Annotated in this window: 15 protein-coding genes; 6 read left to right on the forward strand and 9 right to left on the reverse strand. The window is 64.1% G+C overall.

Going from position 1 to position 18,268, the window contains the following annotated elements:
- Positions 1-33 precede the first annotated feature (33 nt).
- On the forward strand, positions 34-864 hold the full coding sequence (locus tag AC1DZ8_RS17700; RefSeq protein WP_477304312.1) for an alpha/beta hydrolase: 831 nt from the start codon (positions 34-36) through the stop codon (positions 862-864).
- Positions 865-906: 42 nt separating this feature from the next.
- Here AC1DZ8_RS17700 and AC1DZ8_RS17705 read toward each other — a convergent pair whose 3' ends face one another.
- The 5 genes from AC1DZ8_RS17705 to AC1DZ8_RS17725 are packed head-to-tail and all read right to left on the reverse strand — an operon-like array spanning position 907 to position 6,334.
- The gene (locus tag AC1DZ8_RS17705; RefSeq protein ID WP_477304314.1) at positions 907-2,112 is read right to left on the reverse strand and encodes a molybdopterin molybdotransferase MoeA; all 1,206 of its coding nucleotides are present in this window, start codon (positions 2,110-2,112) and stop codon (positions 907-909) included.
- Positions 2,113-2,595 (reverse strand): cyclic pyranopterin monophosphate synthase MoaC, encoded by a 483-nt coding sequence (moaC, locus tag AC1DZ8_RS17710; protein ID WP_477304316.1) that lies wholly within the window; start codon positions 2,593-2,595, stop codon positions 2,113-2,115. It abuts the gene before it with no gap.
- A 2-nt stretch (positions 2,596-2,597) separates the two neighbouring features.
- On the reverse strand, positions 2,598-3,410 hold the full coding sequence (gene trpC, locus AC1DZ8_RS17715) for an indole-3-glycerol phosphate synthase TrpC (RefSeq protein ID WP_477304318.1): 813 nt from the start codon (positions 3,408-3,410) through the stop codon (positions 2,598-2,600).
- A 4-nt stretch (positions 3,411-3,414) separates the two neighbouring features.
- A complete protein-coding gene (gene trpD, locus AC1DZ8_RS17720; RefSeq protein WP_477304320.1) occupies positions 3,415-4,425 on the reverse strand; it encodes an anthranilate phosphoribosyltransferase in 1,011 nt (336 codons plus the stop codon).
- A gap of 13 nt (positions 4,426-4,438) precedes the next feature.
- Positions 4,439-6,334 (reverse strand): peptidyl-prolyl cis-trans isomerase, encoded by a 1,896-nt coding sequence (locus AC1DZ8_RS17725; protein WP_477304322.1) that lies wholly within the window; start codon positions 6,332-6,334, stop codon positions 4,439-4,441.
- Positions 6,335-6,480: 146 nt separating this feature from the next.
- Here AC1DZ8_RS17725 and tpiA point away from each other — a divergent pair, with 146 nt between their 5' ends.
- From tpiA to AC1DZ8_RS17750, 5 genes are all read left to right on the forward strand, one after another.
- Complete coding sequence (tpiA, locus tag AC1DZ8_RS17730) at positions 6,481-7,251, forward strand: triose-phosphate isomerase (protein WP_477304324.1); 771 nt, start codon at positions 6,481-6,483, stop codon at positions 7,249-7,251.
- Positions 7,252-7,448: 197 nt separating this feature from the next.
- Positions 7,449-7,946, forward strand: a complete 498-nt coding sequence (gene secG, locus AC1DZ8_RS17735) for a preprotein translocase subunit SecG (protein WP_477304326.1) — start codon at positions 7,449-7,451, stop codon at positions 7,944-7,946.
- 202 nt (positions 7,947-8,148) lie between these two features.
- A complete protein-coding gene (locus tag AC1DZ8_RS17740) occupies positions 8,149-9,267 on the forward strand; it encodes a L,D-transpeptidase (protein WP_477304328.1) in 1,119 nt (372 codons plus the stop codon).
- A 156-nt stretch (positions 9,268-9,423) separates the two neighbouring features.
- Complete coding sequence (locus AC1DZ8_RS17745; protein WP_477304330.1) at positions 9,424-11,061, forward strand: CTP synthase; 1,638 nt, start codon at positions 9,424-9,426, stop codon at positions 11,059-11,061.
- Between the two features lie 22 nt (positions 11,062-11,083).
- Positions 11,084-11,629 (forward strand): DUF1697 domain-containing protein, encoded by a 546-nt coding sequence (locus AC1DZ8_RS17750; protein WP_477401302.1) that lies wholly within the window; start codon positions 11,084-11,086, stop codon positions 11,627-11,629.
- Between the two features lie 102 nt (positions 11,630-11,731).
- On the opposite strand, the gene AC1DZ8_RS17755 is transcribed toward AC1DZ8_RS17750, so the two are convergent.
- The 4 genes from AC1DZ8_RS17755 to AC1DZ8_RS17770 form a co-directional block, all read right to left on the reverse strand.
- The gene (locus AC1DZ8_RS17755; RefSeq protein WP_477307037.1) at positions 11,732-13,189 is read right to left on the reverse strand and encodes an NCS1 family nucleobase:cation symporter-1; all 1,458 of its coding nucleotides are present in this window, start codon (positions 13,187-13,189) and stop codon (positions 11,732-11,734) included.
- A gap of 196 nt (positions 13,190-13,385) precedes the next feature.
- Entirely contained in the window at positions 13,386-14,156 is a 771-nt protein-coding gene (gene otsB / locus AC1DZ8_RS17760) for a trehalose-phosphatase (RefSeq protein ID WP_477307038.1), read from the reverse strand.
- Positions 14,153-15,934: an alpha,alpha-trehalose-phosphate synthase (UDP-forming) gene (locus tag AC1DZ8_RS17765; protein WP_477307040.1), complete on the reverse strand. Its 1,782-nt coding sequence runs from the start codon at positions 15,932-15,934 to the stop codon at positions 14,153-14,155. Before AC1DZ8_RS17765 ends, otsB begins: the two co-directional genes overlap by 4 nt.
- 133 nt (positions 15,935-16,067) lie before the next feature.
- Positions 16,068-18,230 carry an amylo-alpha-1,6-glucosidase gene (locus AC1DZ8_RS17770; protein ID WP_477307042.1) on the reverse strand — a complete coding sequence of 721 codons (2,163 nt, stop codon included), beginning with the start codon at positions 18,228-18,230 and terminating at the stop codon, positions 16,068-16,070.
- Positions 18,231-18,268 lie beyond the last annotated feature (38 nt).

The following is an 18,268-nucleotide window of genomic DNA, read 5'->3' on the forward strand; positions in this document are numbered from 1 at the left end:
TCGACTGAACTGAAGCCATCTGGGAGGGTGCAGATGCTCGAACATCGTGTTGCCGATTGGGACAATGCCTACGCAAATGGCGACAACATCGCCGGCAGCAATCGCTGGCCGGCCGCGTGGGACGCACCGGCACAGGCTTTTCGCGACACGCTGTCGGCGGCCGGGCGGGCCAAGCTCGACATCGCCTATGGCGACAGCGCGCGCAACCGGCTCGACCTGTTCCTTCCCGATGCCATGCCCAAAGGGCTCGTCGTCTTCATCCATGGCGGCTACTGGAAGGCGTTCGACAAGAACGCCTGGTCGCATCTGGCCAATGGCGCGGTCGCGAGCGGCTTTGCCGTGGCAATGCCGACTTACACGCTTTGTCCCGACATACGCATTTTCGGCATCGTCAGGGAAATCGCAGCGGCGATCGGCAAGGCGGCGACGATGGTCGGCGGCCCGGTAATGCTGACAGGGCATTCCGCCGGCGGCCATCTCGCCTCGAGGATGGTGACGACGACGAGCCCTCTGGCCGCCGACGTGGCCGGCCGCGTGCGCAATGTTGTTTCGATCTCCGGCGTTCATGACCTGCGGCCGATCATGCGCACCGGCATGAACGCAACACTGGCCATCGATGAAGCCGAAGCACTGGCCGAAAGCCCGGCGCTGCTGCGCCCGATGGAGGGCGCACGCATCACTTGCTGGGTCGGCGGCGGCGAGCGGGCGGAGTTCCTGCGCCAGAATGCGTTGCTCGCCAACATCTGGACCGGCCTCGGCGCCATGACCAGCACGGTGGTCGAGCCGGACCGGCATCATTTCAGCATCGTCGACGGGCTTGCCGATCCGACACATCCGCTGACGCGGACATTGCTTGCGGTATAGGCCAGTTTTGTCAGTAAAACTAACGGCTTGGACGCTTGGTCTTCAGCGTAACATCAGCACGCTGCAGGCGGCGCCCGCTGCAACCGCCGGCGCGAAGGGCTCGCGCACGATCAAGCCGTTGGCGTCCGCCAGCATTCTTAGCATCGAGGAATCCTGGATACCGAACGGCGTTGCCACCAATGCGCCGGCTTCTTCCCGGACCACAGCGCGCACATAGTCCTGCCTGAGATCATTCGCCGGCATCGCGGCGCCAAGTTGCGCAGGGCGGATGTCCTGCCGGTGGGTGCTGCCGCCGAGCTGCGCCAACAGCGGCTTCAGGAACAGCTGCGAACAGACCAGGCTCGCCACCGGATTGCCGGGCAGGCCGATGCACCTGATATCGCCGAGACGCCCGAACATCAGCGGCTTGCCGGGGCGCATGGCGAGCTTCCAGAAATCGAGCTTCATGCCTTCGCCGGTCAGCACGTCGTGCACGAGGTCGTGGTCGCCGACCGAGGCGCCGCCGAGCGTGACGATGACGTCGGCCTTTGCCGCGACTGCCTTCTTCACCAGCGCCGCTATGTCGGCCTTGCGATCTGCCGCGATGCCGAGATCAAGCGCTTTGGCGCCGACAGACTGCGCGACGGCCGCGACGCCGTAAGCGTTGGAGGAGATGATCTGATCCGGACCGGGGTCACGCCCCGGCGGCAGCAACTCGTCGCCGGTGGCGATGATGGCGACCAGCGGCCGGCGCACGACGTTGAGCAGTGGATGATTGGCCGACGCCGCAAGCGACAATGCGGCCGGATCGAGCACGCGACCTTGTTGCAGGAGCAGGTCGCCTTGCGAGAAATCCAATCCACGACGGCGGATATTACGGTCTTTCGCGGTCGGCTCGGTGACTTCGATATGGCCATTGCCAAGGTCGCGGACATTCTCCTGGATGACGATCGTGTCGGCGCCTTCTGGCAGCGGCGCGCCGGTGAAAATGCGGACAGCCTCCGCCCTGCCGACCGAGCCGGCAAAGCCGCGGCCGGCCGGCGCCATGCCGATTACAGAAAGCCGCGTCGGGGCGGATGCCACATCCTGCGCCCGCGCGGCATAGCCGTCCATGGCGGAGGCGTTGAAGGGCGGCTGGGTGCGCAGCGCCACGACAGGCTCCGCCAGCACCCGGCCGGCCGCATCTGCCAGCGCGACGCTTTCACCGGGCAGCGCCGCGGCGCCGTCGAGCAGGCGTTGAAGCGCCTCGGCGACCGGAACCAGCGCCATTTACGAACCCGCCTTGTAGTCGCCGGATTTGCCGCCGGTCTTTTCCACCAGCTTTATGCCGGAAATCACCATGGCGCGGTCGGCCGCCTTGGCCATGTCGTAAATGGTCAGGCATGCCACCGATGCCGCGGTCAGCGCCTCCATTTCGACCCCGGTCTTGCCGGTGACGCGGGCGAGCGCGGTAACCCTGAGGCCCGGCAGCGCCACGTCCGGCTCGATGTCGACCGACACCTTGGTCAACAGCAGCGGATGGCAGAGCGGGATCAGTTCATGCGTCTTCTTGGCCGCCATGATGCCGGCGATGCGCGCTGTGCCCAGCACATCGCCCTTCTTGGCGTCGCCGTCGAGGATCATTTTCAGGGTTTCAGGCCGCATCGAGACAAAGCCCTCGGCGATGGCCGTGCGTGTCGTCTCTTCCTTGTCGCCGACATCGACCATATTGGCCTCGCCCTTGGCGCCGAGATGGGTGAGGGCGGCTGCCATCGTCAGATGGCCTCTGCCGTCGCCTTGCCTGTCAAAAGCAGGCGCGTTGCCGCTGCGACATCCTCTTGCCGCATCAGGCTTTCGCCGACCAGGAAGGTTTCGATGCCGGTCTTTTGCATCCTGAGGCAGTCGTCGTGGCTGAAAATACCGCTCTCGCTGACCAGCAAGCGGCCTCCCGGCACCATCGACGCCAGACGCTCCGAAGTTTCGAGACTGGTCTCGAATGTCCTGAGGTTGCGGTTGTTGATGCCGATCAGCTGCGATGACAGTTTTACCGCGCGCTGCGTCTCGGCCTCGTCATGCACCTCGATCAGCGCATCCATGCCGAGTTCGAATGCGGTCGCTTCCAGTTCGCTTGCCAGCGCATCATCGACGCTGGCCATGATGATCAGGATGGCGTCGGCGCCCCAGGCGCGTGCCTCGTAGACCTGGTAGGGATCGAACAGGAAATCCTTGCGCAGCGCCGGCAGCGACACCGCCTTGCGCGCACTGGTGAGAAATTCCGGCGCGCCCTGGAAGGACGGCGCATCGGTCAGCACCGAAAGACAGGCAGCGCCGCCTTTCTGATAGGCTTGCGCAAGCGCCGGCGGGTCGAAATCGGCGCGGATCAACCCTTTGGAAGGGCTCGCCTTCTTGATTTCGGCGATCAGGGCAAAGTTGCCCGATCTGCGCTTCGCCTCGAGCGCCCTGAGAAAGCCGCGCGGGGCGTCGGCATCCTTGGCCCGCGCCTTGATCTCGGCCAGGGGGATCCGCGCTTTCGCAGCCGCGATCTCGTCACGCTTGTAGGCCTCGATCTTGCGCAGAATGTCAGCCACGGCTCTATCCGTTCGAAATCTCGACCAGCCTGTCGAGCACGCCTAGCGCCCGGCCGCTGTCGATGGCTTGTGCCGCCGCCGCCATGCCGTCGGCAAGCGTTGTCGCCTTGCCCGCCACCACCATGCCGGCGCCGGCATTCATCAGCACCGTGTCGCGATAGGCGCCGGCAGCGCCGCCCAGCATATCGCGCAATGCCTTGGCGTTGTAGGCGGCGTCGCCACCGCGCAACTCGTCCTTGGTGTGGCGCTGCAAACCGACCGCTTCGGGGGTGAGCGTAAAATGGCGGATCTCGCCGCCGGCCAGTTCCGCAACTTGCGTCTCGCCAGTGGTGGTGATCTCGTCATAGCCGTCGCCATGGACGACCCAGGCGTGGTCTGTGCCCAGCGCTTTCAACGTCTCGGCCACCGGCACGATCCATTCCGGCAGGAACACGCCGACCATCTGGCGGCTGACGCCGGCCGGATTGGACAGCGGGCCAAGCAGGTTGAAGATGGTGCGGGTGCCGAGCTCGACGCGGGTCGGGCCGACATGCTTCATCGCCGGATGATGCGCCGGTGCGAACATGAAGCCGACTCCCGCCTCGCGGATGCAGCGACCGATCGTTTCCGGCGGGATATCGATCTTGACGCCGAGCGCGACCAGCACATCGGCAGCCCCCGTCAGCGACGACAGGCCACGATTGCCATGCTTGGCCACCGGCACGCCGCAGCCGGCGATGACGAAGGCGGAAGCCGTCGAGATGTTGACCGAGTGCGAATTGTCGCCGCCGGTGCCGACAATGTCGATGGCGCCTTCAGGGGCTTCGACGCGCAGCATCTTGGCCCGCATGGTGGCGACGGCGCCGGAGATCTCGCTCACCGTCTCGCCGCGTACGCGCAGCGCCATCAGGAAGCCGCCGATCTGGCCCGGCGTCGCGTCGCCCGACATGATGATGTCGAAGGCTTCGCGCGCTTCCTCGAAGGTAAGCGCGCTGCCGGTGGCGACCTTGGCGATATGGATCTTCAGCGCGCTCATTGGGTTAAGACATTCATTGAGCCAGGGCCTGGGCAACGGCGGCCTGGTCGATGCTGACGGCGTATTGCGTCTGCAACTGCGCAACCAACTGGTCGAGCAGATCGTCGGACATGCCTTGCGTGAAGGATTTCTGCGCGTCGTCGGGCACCGAACTGGCGTCGGCTCCGGCCGGCTCGAACACTTCGGCCACCTTGAACAGGATCTGGCCTTCGCCGGTGGGCGAGGGGATCAGCCCGGTGCCGCCTTCGCCAACGCCGAACATCGCTGCAGCGCCGTCCTTGCCGAAATCGACGTCGTCGGCCTCGCGCTTGACGCCGCGCTTGGTCTGCTTTTCGAGCTTCAGTTCGCCGGCGATGACGTCGAGTGTGGTGCCGGCCTTGAGGCGTTTGTCGAGCTCGTCTGCCTTGGCGGTCAGCCGCTTGGTCGTTTCCTCGGCCGTCCAGTCGGCCACCACCCGCTGGCGGACCTCGTCCAGCTTGCGGTCACGAGCCGGTGTGATCGATGTCAGCTCATAGAACACGAAGCCATTGTTGGTCGTGGTCAGGGCTTCATTCTCGGTGTTGGGCTCGGCCTCGAACACCGCCTTGATCAGATCCGGCGATGCCGGCAGGTCCTTGATGATGGTCCCGTCCGGCTTGAGGCCGGTGCGGTCGATGGCGTCGACGGTGACGTCCTTGAGCTTCAGTTTGGCGGCGGCCTCAGTGAGCGTGCTGCCGGCGGCGCGGGTGTCCTCGTAATTGTCGTGCACGTCGAGCAGGATGCGGCTTGCTTCACCCAGCGCAAGATCCTTGCGGATCTGGTCGGACACTTCGGCCAACGATTTCACCACTTCCGGCTTGATCTCGGTGACGCGCAAAAGCACCGGGCCGAACGTGCCCTGGACGACCGGGCTGACTTCGTTGGGGGCAAGTGCGAATGCGGCATCGGCCACCGCCTTGTCGGTGATCTTGTCCTTGGAGAGCGTGCCAAGCAGCGTGTCGGCCTGGGTCTTGCCCTGCGCGATAACGATCTTGTCGAACGTGGCGCCCGTCTTCAGCGAATCGGATGCAGCCTTGGCGGCGTCCACCGTCGGAAACACCAGCTGTTCGATGGTGCGCATTTCCGGCGTGGTGTAGCGCCCCTTGTTCTTGTTGTAGTCGTCGCTGACCTGCTGGTCGGTCACCGCGCCGATATCCATGATGTCTTCGGGCTCGAGCCGGACATAGGAGAACTTGCGGTATTCGGGCGCCGCATACGTCTTCTTGTTGGTCTCGAAATAGGCCTGGAGCACGCTGTCGGATGGCGCCCCGATCGGCTCGACCAGCGACTTCGGCAAAGTCAGATAGTCGATGGTGCGGTCTTCGCCGCGATAGAGCGCGACCGCCTTGAAGAAGGTGTCCGGCGCCTTGAGACCGTCCGAAACCGCCTCGACGATCTGCTGGCGCACTGCCACCTGGGCACGGTTCTTCAGATAATCCTCCGGCCGCATGCCGAGGTCGCGCAGCCGGGACTCGAACAGCCGGCGGTCGAACTGGCCGTTCGGGCCCTGGAACGCAGGTTCCTGGCGCGTCAGTTCGGCCAGCCTGTCCTTGGAGAAGCCAAGCCCGAGCTTGCGCGCCTGTTCGTCCAGCACGGCGCCCGACACAAGCTGCGCCAGCACCTGGTTGTCGATGCCATAGGCCCTGGCCTGCTCGCGGCTGATGCGCTGGCCGATCTGCTGCTGCAGCATGTTGATCTGGCGATCGTAGGCGAGGCGGTACTCGGTGATCGACACGGTGGTGCTGCCGGCGGTGATGACAGCGTGATGGCCGGCCAGGAAGCCGCCCGCCATGCGGGTGGTGACACCCCAGGCAAGGAAACTCAACACCAGCAGGGACAGCAGCGCTTTCGCGACCCAGGTCCCTGCCGCGCTTCTCAATATACCAAGCATTGTTACTTCCGATTTTTGCGCAGTTTTGCCTGCGCCCGAGTCTGAAACAAGCGCAATAGCGCCCTTCCGGCTCACTGTCGATTGCTTTGTGGCCTGATTTTGGTAGGGAGGGCGAGACCCCAATGTCGCCCGGAGAACCAGATCCCATGACGCCAGGAATTCGACCGCTAGTTGCCGGCAACTGGAAAATGAACGGCACCAGCGCTTCGCTGAACGAGCTCAGGATGATCGGCAACGGTTTTATGAGCGGGCTCGACGCCGAGACCGAAGCCTTGGTCTGTGTGCCGGCCACCTTGCTGTCGCGCGCTGCCGAAATCCTGTCGCGCACGCCGGTGCGGGCCGGTGGCGAGGATTGCCATATCAAGGAAAGCGGCGCCTTCACCGGCTGTGTCTCGGCCGAGATGCTGAAGGATGCCGGCGCCAGCCACGTCATTGTCGGCCATTCCGAATGCCGCGAACAGCGTGGCGAGGACGATGCGACTGTCCAGGCGAAGGCGTCTGCCGCATGGCGCGCCGGGCTTGTGGCCATCATCTGTATCGGCGAGACCAAAGCCGAGCGCGAAGCGGGCGCCGCGCTCGAAGTCTTGTCGCGCCAGGTCGCCGGCTCGGTGCCGCCTAGCGCGACGCCAGCCAACACCGTCATCGCCTACGAACCGGTATGGGCGATCGGCACCGGCCTGACGCCGACCGCCGACGACGTGGCCGAGGCGCATGCGCATATCCGCGAAAAACTATCGGAGGGCCTAGGCGCCTCGGTGGCCGGCAAGATCCGCATCCTCTATGGCGGCTCGGTCAAGCCGTCCAATGCGGTCGAACTGCTCGGCGTCAAAAACGTCGACGGCGCGCTGGTTGGCGGCGCCAGCCTGAAAGCGGCGGATTTTCTCGCCATCGCCGAAGCCTACCAGAATATCGCGTAGGCTCCGAAATCTCGTTGCCGGCCAGTTCCGTCGCCGACTTATGAAACGGAGCGGCGCGGCCGAAATCGTTGCAAAGGGCGCATTGCTTCCCATATTCCGGCCACGGGCTTGGAAATGCCGTTAAAGCATTGTATGGAGCCGCCTCCAAATCACCGGCCCTGATCGCCAGGGAGCGGCAGGGCTTGCCAGGATAAAATATGGAAACCGTACTGATCGTCATCCACCTCATGGTCGTGCTCGCCCTTGTCGGCGTGGTGCTGCTGCAGCGCTCCGAAGGCGGTGGTCTCGGCATCGGCGGCGGTTCCGGCTTCATGACCGCGCGCGGTGCCGCCAATGCGCTGACGCGGGCGACGGCGATCCTGGCGGCGGCTTTCTTCGTGACGTCGCTGACACTCTCGATCGTTGCGCGCTATGGCGAAAAGCCGATCGACATTCTCGATCGCGTGCCGGCCGACAGCGGCAACGGCGTGCTCAACCAGTTGCCAGGCACGACGCCGCCGGCGCCGCCTGCCGGCACCACGACGCCGCCTGCTGGCAATGGCGCCGCCACGACACCGCCGGCAACGGCCCCTGCCACAGCCCCGGCGACGGCTCCCGCCGCCGCTCCGGCGACGCCGCCTGCGACCGATTCGGCCACGCCGCCGGCTGCCAATGGCGTTACCTTGCCGGTCACGCCGCAGGTTCCGAACCAGTAGTCGGACACGGCCAAACGCCGCGATCTGTTGTTGTTTCAACACAGTCGCGGCAAATGGCGCACGATCACGAAGATTCGTCCCTGCGTTCCGCTTGAGGCCCCTCGGGCACTTCGATTATAGATTGCGCGCGGCACTTTCTGCGCCCTTGGGGGGCGCCGGGCGACGCCGTGGGCAACAAGCATTGAACGATCGGATCTTCGCTATGCAGCTTCGCAGCTTCATTCTCATGGGGTTTTGTGCCGTATTCGGCATGAGCTCCGCGGCCTTCGCCGGCACTCCGGCAATGACCTCACCACAGGCGGTCGGCAACACCGCTGTCATCAACGTCGCCGCCAAGAGCGATGCGGCGCAGCTGAAGCTTCTCAAGAAGAAGAAAAATCCGAGCTCGGATGATCTGGCTCAGATCAGCAAGCTCGAGGACAAGATCGCGGCCGACAAGGCGGCAGCCGGCGCCAAGGCGCTCGAGGCCCGCAAGCTGGCCATGCGCGAGGCGGCGAAAGCCAAGGCCGATGCAGAGCGCCAGGCATTCCTGGCCAGCAAGGGCAAGCCGGTCGAGGTCGCCGACGCCAAGCCAGCCAAGAAGACCACCAAGATCATCTCGCCAATTGACCCGCTTACGCCGATCGCGCCGATCGAGTCGGCCGAACCACTCCCGGCCGAAGCGATGAACGTCGCGCTGACCGGCAACAATGGCGAATTGCGCAGCGAGGCCCCGGGCCAGAAACCGAGGAGCGGCGGGCTCTTCGCCGGCCTGTTCGGCGGCACATCGTCTGCTTCCTCGATTGCCTATCTTCCCGAGACGCGCGCTCTCGACCAGGCGCTCGCCAAGCGCGAAGCCAAGAAGCAGTTCAAGGTGAAGCCTGAATTCGTGCCGCAGGACGTCGAATTCAGCGGCTATGAGCCGGGTACGATCGTCATCGATACCAGCGCACGCCGCCTCTACCTCGTCGAATCGGCTTTCACCGCCCGCCGCTATGCCATCGCGGTCGGCCGCGAAGGCCTGCAGTTCAAGGGCACGGTTGCGGTCGGCGACAAGCAGGAATGGCCGCGCTGGATCCCGACGCTCGACATGCAGAAGCGCGAGCCCAAGCACTATGGCCAGTACAAGGACGGTATGCCCGGCGGCGGTCAGAACCCGCTCGGCGCCCGCGCCATCTATCTCTATGACGGCAAGAAGGACACGCATCTGCGCATCCACGGCACCATCGCGCCGCAGTCGATCGGAACCAGCGCTTCCAATGGCTGCTTCCGCATGATCAACGAGCACGTCATGGACCTCTACAGCCGCGTCAGGGTCGGCACCAAGGTCGTCATCATCTGACGTTCTCTCAATCCTGCCGAAAGGGCCGGCTTCTGCCGGCCCTTTTGTTTTGACTGAAAAACTACAGTCTCGACCTTCGGGACTATCGCGCCTTCTCTGGAAAAAGCCTCAGCGGCGGTTTTTTCTCTGGCGGAATCAATTCGGCCGCGTTAAGCGATGACTCCCATGGCGCGATATGTATTCATCACAGGCGGCGTGGTTTCCTCACTTGGAAAAGGCATCGCTGCAGCGGCCCTTGGGGCTCTCTTGCAGGCGCGAGGCTATCGCGCACGCATCAAAAAACTCGATCCCTATCTCAATGTCGATCCCGGCACGATGTCGCCTTACCAGCATGGCGAGGTCTTCGTCACCGATGACGGTGCCGAGACCGATCTCGATCTTGGCCATTACGAGCGCTTCACCGGCCGCTCGGCCAATCAGCAGGACAACATCACCACCGGCCGCATCTACAAGAACATCATCGAGCGCGAGCGGCGCGGCGACTATCTCGGCGCGACCGTGCAGGTCATTCCGCACGTCACCGACGAGATCAAGCATTTCGTCCTCGACGGCAATGACGACTACGATTTCGTTCTGTGCGAGATCGGCGGCACCGTCGGCGACATCGAGGCGATGCCGTTCCTGGAAGCGATCCGCCAGCTCGGCAACGACCTGCCGCGCAACAACGCCGTCTATGTCCACCTGACCTTGATGCCCTACATCCCGACGGCCGGCGAGCTGAAGACCAAGCCGACCCAGCATTCGGTCAAGGAACTGCGCGGCATCGGCATCGCGCCCGACATCCTTTTGGTGCGTGCCGATCGCGCCATTCCCAAGGAAGAGCGCAGAAAACTCTCGCTGTTCTGCAATGTCAGGGAAAGCGCGGTCATCCAGGCGCTCGACGTGCCGCACATCTATGACGTGCCGATGGCCTATCACAAGGAAGGGCTCGATTCGGAAGTGCTGGCCGCCTTCGGCATCGACCCGGCGCCGAAACCGCGCATGGAGCCCTGGCAGGCGGTGTCCAACCGCATCCACAATCCGGAAGGCGAGGTCACCATTGCCGTCGTCGGCAAATACACCGGCCTCAAGGACGCCTACAAATCGCTGATCGAGGCGCTGTCGCATGGCGGCATGGCCAACCGCGTCAAGGTCAAGCTCGACTGGATCGAAAGCGAGATTTTCGAGAAGGAAGACCCGACGCCGTGGCTGGAAAAGGTGCATGGCATCCTGGTTCCCGGCGGCTTCGGCGAGCGCGGGTCCGAAGGCAAGATCCTGGCGGCCAAATTCGCCCGTGAGCGCAAGGTGCCGTATTTCGGCATCTGCTTCGGCATGCAGATGGCCTGCATCGAGGCGGCGCGGTCGCTGGCCGGCGTCGAGCATGCTTCGTCGACCGAATTCGGCCCGACCGACGAGCCGGTGGTCGGCCTGATGACCGAATGGCTGAAAGGCAACATGCTGGAGAAGCGCCGCGAGACCGGCGATCTCGGCGGTACGATGCGTCTTGGCGCCTATCAAGCCGAGCTCGCCAAGGGCTCGAAGATCGCCGACATCTATGGCGACACCCAGATTTCCGAGCGCCATCGCCACCGCTATGAGGTCAATATCGACTACAAGGCGCAGCTTGAGGAGTGCGGCCTGGTGTTTGCCGGCATGTCGCCCGACGGCGTGCTGCCGGAGACGGTCGAATACCCCGACCATCCCTGGTTCATCGGTGTTCAGTATCATCCGGAACTGAAGAGCCGGCCGCTCGAGCCGCATCCGCTGTTTGCCAGCTTCATCTCGGCTGCGGTGGACCAGTCGCGGCTGGTCTAACTGCCTGCGGGTTTAGCAGCTGATGCAGACCTATGTCGCGCTGCTCTACAGCATCATCCTCGGCGAAGGCCGCCGGGTCGTCATGTCCGACCTCAAGGCGATGGCCGAAGGCCTCGGGCTGAAGAATCCTCGCACCTTGGTGGCGACCGGCAATCTGGTCTTCGGGGCGCGGGCGACGGATGTCGCCAGGCTGGAACAGCGGCTGGAAACGGCCTTCGAAAAGACCTTCGGCCGCCATGTCGTCATTATCGTGCGCACGGCCGAGGACTGGCTGAAGCTCGCCGCCGGCAATCCATTCTCGGCCGAGTCGGCCGAAACCGGCGATCAGGTGGCGGTGCGGATCATGCGCACGCCTGCGCCCGCCGAAGCCGTCGCGGCGCTCCAGGCCTATGCCGCTGAGGACGAGAAGGTGGCTTCGGTCGACGGCGACATCTGGGTCGTCTTTTCGCGCGAGCGGCCAAGCTCCCGCCTGCTTGCGGCGATGAACCACAAGCGCATGGGCATCGGCACATCGCGCAACTGGAACACGGTGCGGAGGTTGGCTGAGATGGTAGGCAGTAGGCAGTAGGCAGTAGGCAGTAGGCAGTAGGCAGTAGGCAGTAGGCAGTAGGCAGTAGGCAGTAGGCAGTAGGTTCCTACTCCCTAGGCCCTACTGCCTATTCCCTTCATTTCACGCCTTCGCCATCTTGGCGCCAGCACCCAGTGCCGCTGTGCGCAGCACGTAGTAGATCGCGCCGGCAATGGCCACGCCGAAGAACCAGCCATAAACGCCCCACCAGGCCGGCAGCCAGCTGGTGAAGTTGGGCAGGATCGACGAGAAGATGGCGCCCGTGCCGGCGGCGATGAAGGCATTGATGTGCCAGCCGCCCTGGAAGCGGAACTCGCCTTCCTCACGGTAGAGCGCCTCGACGTCGACCTCGCCTTTGCGGATCAGGTAATAGTCGACCATCATGACGCCGAAGATCGGCCCCATCGTCGCGCCGATGATGCCGACAAAATGCGCGGCACTGCCTTCCCACGGTGCGAAGGGATAGAGCACCAGCGCGATCACGGCCGCGATGTAGCCGCCCTTCTTGAAGTCGATCTGGCGCGGGAAGACGTTGGAGAAGTCGAAGGCGGGCGAGACGAAATTGGCCACCACGTTGATGCCGAGCGTCGCCACAGCGAAGGTGAGTGCTGCAAGTGCTGCCAGGAACCAGCTGTCGAACTTGGCTGAGATCTGGTCGGGATGCAGCAGCACCTCGTGGTAGACGTCATAGGCAGCGATGGTGGTGACGCCGGCGACCAGCGAGAACAGGATCAGGTTCACCGGCAGGCCCCAGATGTTGCCCTTGCGCAGCGCGGCCTTGTCCGGCGCGTAGCGGGCGAAGTCGCAGAAGTTGAGATAGAGCGCCGAGAAATAGGTCACCCAGATCGCTGCGACCCCGAACAGTGCCGTCCACGACCCGGGATCGCCCGGAATGCCGGCATCGGCGGTCTTTTCGCGCAACACGTCCATCGGAATGTCGCTGGTGAAAGCGAAGGTTCCTGTTTTGATGCAGAGATATACCGCCAGGAGCAGCATCATCACCCACACCGCAGGTCCCGCCCAATCCTGGAAGCGGCGCACTGTCTCCATGCCCTTCTGGATGATCAGGAGTTGTAGCGCCCAGATGACGACGAAGCAGATCACCTCCAGGGTGGAATGGCCAAGAAGATGCGAGGTCTGGTTGAACTCGTTGAACCACGGCAGCCGCGTCAGAAGCGCCACGATGGCGCCGGAGGCCGCGGCAGTCTGCGCGCCGTACCAGAAGCACGCGACGATGGCGCGCACCAGGGCCGGAATGTTGGCGCCCCAGATGCCGAAGGAGGCACGCGCCAGCACGGGGTAGGGCACGCCGGTCTTCACGCCGGCATAGCCGACCATGTTCATCAGCACGTAGATGATCAGCGAACCGATGCCGATGGCGATGATGAAATTGACGAAGCCGCCGCAAAACAGGAACAGGCTGGCAGCGAGGTAATAGCCCCACAGGCTGTGGACGTCCGACGTCCACACGTTGAAGATCGAGAACGGCCCCCAGTTCCGCACTTTCGCCGGCGCGAGGTCCTCATTGTACAGGCCAGGCGATGCGCCTTGTATTGTCACGGTGTAATCCTCCCCTTTTGCCAAACGCACCACCATGCGTTGGCCGCGCAGGTTAGGCCTGACGCAGGGGAACCGGCAAGCAATCCATTTGCCGGCTTTGGCCTTAAAGATATTCAACGAGAATCGCGCTTATCGATCGGCGTTCGTCGGAGGTCGGCGCAACAGCGGCTCTGAGTCGATCCGTTGACGGCCGTGATCAGGAGGCTTTGCGGTGAGGTATCGCCGACGCCTCGAAATTAGCGGCAAGCCAAGCTATGGCGCGGCTGACATCGTCGAGCCTGTATTGAGCTGCGGTGGGACCGCGCGGCCTGACCCGGATCGAGATGCCGCCGGCTTCGTTGATCGCCTCGAAACCGTTTTCATCGGCGGTGTCGTCGCCGAGGAAGACCGGCCGCCGCCCGGCAAAGGGCGGGATCGCCATGAAACGCCGCGCGGCGGCGCCCTTGGCCGCTTCGAGCGGCATCAGCTCAACACCGGCGTTTCCCGGAATGACGCGGTAGCCCTTGGGAAGCTCGGCCAATGCCTGCTCAACAAGCTGGGTGGCTCTGGCCAGCAGATGCGGCGCCGCGCGCGTATGGATGGCGAGGACAGGGCCCTTGCGCTCGATATGGACCTGATCGTCATCCAGCTCGGCTTCAATGGCGTCGGCAAGCGCCGCCATATCGGCGGGAGTATCCGCGGCAACGATAGGACCGTCAGGCGTCAGCCGGTGTTCCAGCCCATAGAGACCGGCAACGCGCAGCCTCAGAGGATGAAACAATCTGTCGGCGACTTCAACCGAGCGGCCGGTGATGAAGGCGACGGCGCCGTCCAGCCGTTCGTCGATAGCGCCGAGCAGAGTGCGCAATTCGTCGCTGACGGACACCGCGTCCGGGTGCGCGGCGTGCTCCAGCAAGGTGCCGTCAATGTCGAGGAAGAGCGCCCATTGTCCGGCAGGCAGGTTGGGTGCGGTTGGCAGGCTCGTCATGACGCCACCTTGTGCATGCGCTCGACGAGCGAGACGATGTTGGTGTCGGTGCTTGCTGGCCACTCAGCCACACCTGTCGCCCGATCGAGGTCGCCGCGTTTGCGCAGCCGCGCCGCATCCAGCAGCATGCTGCCGGCCCAGCGATAGACATTGTTGTCGCGCACGTTCTCGCGCATGCGGCGCATGCGCTGGCGCTGCTCTTCCGGTGGCATCGTCAGCGCCTGCTGCAGGGCCGCGCTCATCATCGCCGCGTCGTAAGGATTGACGATCAGCGCCTCCAGCAGTTCGCGCGACGCCCCGGCAAAGGTGCTGAGCAAAAGAGTGCCCTGCTCGTCGTCGCGTGCGGCAACGAATTCCTTGGCGACGAGGTTCATGCCGTCATGCAGGCTGGTGACCATGCAGATGTCGGCAGCGCGGTAAATCTCGTAGACCTGCTCCTGCGAGTGATGTTCGGCCACCATGATGACCGGCTTGTAGCCGTCACTGCTGCCATAGCGCTGGTTGAGCTCGTCGGCATAGCGCATGCATTCGTCATACAGTTGCTGATAGGCCGGCAGCGTGCCGCGGCTGGGCGCCGCGATCTGCAGGAAGACCAGTTTGCCGATCCATTCGGGATGGCGCGTGAACAGCTCGTCCAAAGCCTGAAAGCGGTCGAGAATGCCCTTGGTGTAATCCAGCCGTTCGACGCCGATGCAGAGCTTGACGTCCGGCCGCAAGCCGAACCTGTCGCGCAGGCGGCTGCGGCATTGCTCAACAGTGGGGAGCTTTGCCAGCAGCTCGGCCGGCCATTCGATGGAGATCGGATAGGCATGCACCAGCGTCGTCTGTCCGCCATAGGAGATCGCCGCATCGGCGCGTTCGATACGGCTTTCCAGGAAGCGATCGACGCTTTCGGTAAAATTGTTGGCGTGGAACTGGGTGTGGAAGCCGATGATCGAGCTGCCGAGCAACCCTTCGAGAATGCGCTCGCGCCAGGGACAGATGCTGTAGACTTCGGAATTGGGCCACGGGATGTGCCAGAAGGTGATGATGATCGCTTCCGGCAGGCGCTCGCGGATCATGCGCGGCAAAAGCGCGAAATGGTAATCCTGGACCAGCACGATCGGCCGCTCGTTGCGCGCCTCGGCCACCACCGTATCGGCGAATTTGCGGTTGACGGCTTCATAGGCCTCCCAGTCCGAGGCGCGAAAGATCGGCCGGGTGAAGGCGATATGGCAGAGCGGCCACAGACCTTCATTGGCAAAGCCGAGATAGTAGCCTTGATATTCCTCCTCGCTCAGCCAGACGCGGCGCAGCGTGTAGGACGGTTTGTCCGGTGGCACCGGCACCCGGTCGTTCTCGTCGACGGTGAGACGATCCGCGCTACCGCCGCCATAGGCGATCCAGGTGCCGCCGCAGGCGCGTGTGATAGGCTCCAGCGCCGACACCAGTCCGCTGGCAGGCACCACAAGCTCGACGCCATTGTCCTTGACGTTGTGGATGTAAGGTTCGCGGTTGGAGACGACGATGACCTGCGCATCCGGCAGGTCGTCGGCGAGGATCTTGCGCAAGGTTTCGGGTGACCATGTCACAAGGGCTGCATCGACGGACTGGCCGTTCTTTTCAAACTCGCGCATGACCTTGCGCGCCGCTTCCGCCGCCACATCCTCGCCCGCCGCGCGAGCGACTGGTGCGTGGCTGCCGCGCTGGCGGGATATCGAAAACAGGACGGCGAGGGCGGATAGGCCGAGGCTTGCCAGGATCACGATCCAGAGCATGTCGACGCCATAATTTGTCATTGAGTGCCAATCTCCGCCTTCGGCGGTCATTCTTCTTCGTTGAATTTGAACACGCTCGCCCGCGGCCGGCCGCCGGCGGCTGTCATTTTGCAACGCACAAAACCGCGATCGGTTCCCGCGAAAATGACCCAGCTCAGCTTCGTACGATCAGCGGAACCAGCCCTTCATGGCGGTCGGCGAGAAAGGCGACGACGCGGTCGCCGACGCGCTGGAAAGTGAGATCGACTTTCTTTTCGCCGACACCCAGATGCCTGAGGGTCAGCGTGTCGATGCCGATCGGCAGGCGCGGCCGAGTGACATGGATTTCGCCGTTCCAGCCGTCGATTTCCAAGCCGAGGCAGGCCTGCATCAGCATGAAGGCCGAGCCCGCCGACCAGGCCTGCGGCAAGCAGGCAACGGGATAGGCGATCGGCGCTTCGCCGACCGAACGGGTAAAGCCGCAGAACAGTTCCGGCAGCCGCATGTTGAAATGCACGGCGGATTCGAACGTGCCGCTCATCAGCCGCACCACATTGTCGCGCTCGCCAAACCGCGCCAGGCCGGCGCCGCAAATCGCCGTGTCGTGCGGCCAGATCGAGCCGTTGTGGTACGACATCGGGTTGAACAGCACCGCATCGTCGGCAAGCGTTCTCACCCCCCAGCCGGACTGGAAGGATGCCGAAAGCAGCTGGTCGGCGACCATTTGCGCCCGCGCCGGCTCGGGCAGCCCGACATAGAGCAAATGCCCGGCATTGGACGTGCGCACCTTGCAGGGTTCGCCGGCGCCATCGATGGCGAGCGCATAGAAGCCGAGATCGTCAAGCCAGAAATCGCGCTCGACGGCGATCCGCATCTCTTCGGCGCGGTTTTCCCAGTGATCGGCTTGCGCGAACTCGCCGCGTCGACGTGCGAGCGCCGCCAACCCCCTGAAGGCGGCAAACACATAGCCCTGCACCTCGACCAGCGCGATCGGTCCTTTGGGAATGCGCCCGTCGGCGTGGAAGACAGAATCGAAACTGTCCTTCCAGCCCTGGTTGGCAAGGCCGGATTCGGCGGCGCGCTGATAGGTGACGAAGCCGGTCGCTCGGCTTGCCTCTTCCGTCCATTCGGCGGCGGCGCAAAGCGACGGCCATAGGCTGGCGATGAAGTCCATGTCGCCGGTGCGCTCGGCATAGGCGCAGGCGAGGTGGATGTAGAGCGGCGTGGTGTCGACGCCGCCATAGTAGCGGCCGAAGGGCAGCTCCTGGAGCGCCGCCATCTCGCCCTTGCGCGTCTCGTGCATGATCTTGCCGGGCTGAGAGTCGCTGAACGGTGATGTCTCGGTCGCCTGGTGCTGGGCGAGGAAGGTGAGCACGCCGCGCGCCAGGCCGGGATTGAGCCACAGCATCTGCAGCGCCGAGATGACGCCGTCGCGGCCGAAGGCGGTGGAAAACCAGGGAATGCCGGCATAGGGGTAGGGGCCGGTCGACAGCTCGGTGGTCAGCAAGGCCACATCGGCGCGGGCACGTTCCACCCAGTCGTTGAAGACGCGGCCCGAACTGTGCACCGTGGCGCCATGGCGGCGCTTGGCCCGCATGCCGAAGCGGGCGCGCGCCGCAGCCGCCCGGAACCGGTCGCGGTCAGGCGGCTCGGCCAGTTCCGGACCAACCTCGACATAGAATACCTTGCTGCTGCGCTTGGTCACCGCGATGAGGAAATCCGCGCGCTCGGCACTCAGTTGGTCCGGCGGCTGCGAAAACGAGATTGCGGACTGCCGTGCCAGACCGTCCAGTCCGTCGTAACGCAAGAGCACGGAAGTCGCATCTATCTCGGCCGCATGCGCCGTGCCGCGTTTAGGCCTGGTCGAGCCGCGCACCTCGAACATGTCGCGGAAATCAGCGGCGAAGTGCAGCGAGATGCGGATCGCCGAATGCTCCTGGCTGTAGTTGGACAGGGTGATGCGTTCGAACAACCGGTCCTGCCACAGCAGCCTGACGCGTTCGATGTGGATTGCGCCCTGAGGGATGTCGCGGCCGCCGACGCTTTGCATCGGCAGGTTGGTCAAATTGCTGGTGAACAGCACATTGTCCTGGCTGAGCGAGGCGCCGAGCAGCGATGTCTGCCGGCCGCCAACGGTGAGCCGGAACTCTGACAAAACGCGCGTGTCGTCACGGAAGAACCCGTCGCCCGCACCCCTGATATCGCCATAGGCATCGGCCACCGCAAAACAATCGCCTTGTTTCAGGGCGAACAGCCGGTGAGGCTCGCGCGGCGCTGTTTCATCGAGGGAGGCAAGGGCCACGGCAGGGTCGAGCTTGCGCTCGTCAAGTTGGGTCATCAGTCACAAATCTCTGTTTTGGCTTTGGAGCATCCGGC

The organism is Mesorhizobium sp. P2_F7, from assembly GCF_056403695.1.

Excerpts from the sequence above, each read along its gene's own strand:
- AC1DZ8_RS17700 (WP_477304312.1), top strand. The coding sequence starts at position 34 with ATGCTCGAACATCGTGTTGCCGATTGGGACAATGCCTACGCAAATGGC.
- AC1DZ8_RS17705 (WP_477304314.1), bottom strand. The coding sequence starts at position 2,112 with ATGGCGCTGGTTCCGGTCGCCGAGGCGCTTCAACGCCTGCTCGACGGC.
- moaC (WP_477304316.1), bottom strand. The coding sequence starts at position 2,595 with ATGGCAGCCGCCCTCACCCATCTCGGCGCCAAGGGCGAGGCCAATATG.
- trpD (WP_477304320.1), bottom strand. The coding sequence starts at position 4,425 with ATGAGCGCGCTGAAGATCCATATCGCCAAGGTCGCCACCGGCAGCGCG.
- AC1DZ8_RS17725 (WP_477304322.1), bottom strand. The coding sequence starts at position 6,334 with ATGCTTGGTATATTGAGAAGCGCGGCAGGGACCTGGGTCGCGAAAGCG.
- tpiA (WP_477304324.1), top strand. The coding sequence starts at position 6,481 with ATGACGCCAGGAATTCGACCGCTAGTTGCCGGCAACTGGAAAATGAAC.
- secG (WP_477304326.1), top strand. The coding sequence starts at position 7,449 with ATGGAAACCGTACTGATCGTCATCCACCTCATGGTCGTGCTCGCCCTT.
- AC1DZ8_RS17740 (WP_477304328.1), top strand. The coding sequence starts at position 8,149 with ATGCAGCTTCGCAGCTTCATTCTCATGGGGTTTTGTGCCGTATTCGGC.
- AC1DZ8_RS17745 (WP_477304330.1), top strand. The coding sequence starts at position 9,424 with ATGACTCCCATGGCGCGATATGTATTCATCACAGGCGGCGTGGTTTCC.
- AC1DZ8_RS17750 (WP_477401302.1), top strand. The coding sequence starts at position 11,084 with ATGCAGACCTATGTCGCGCTGCTCTACAGCATCATCCTCGGCGAAGGC.
- otsB (WP_477307038.1), bottom strand. The coding sequence starts at position 14,156 with ATGACGAGCCTGCCAACCGCACCCAACCTGCCTGCCGGACAATGGGCG.
- AC1DZ8_RS17765 (WP_477307040.1), bottom strand. The coding sequence starts at position 15,934 with ATGACAAATTATGGCGTCGACATGCTCTGGATCGTGATCCTGGCAAGC.
- AC1DZ8_RS17770 (WP_477307042.1), bottom strand. The coding sequence starts at position 18,230 with ATGACCCAACTTGACGAGCGCAAGCTCGACCCTGCCGTGGCCCTTGCC.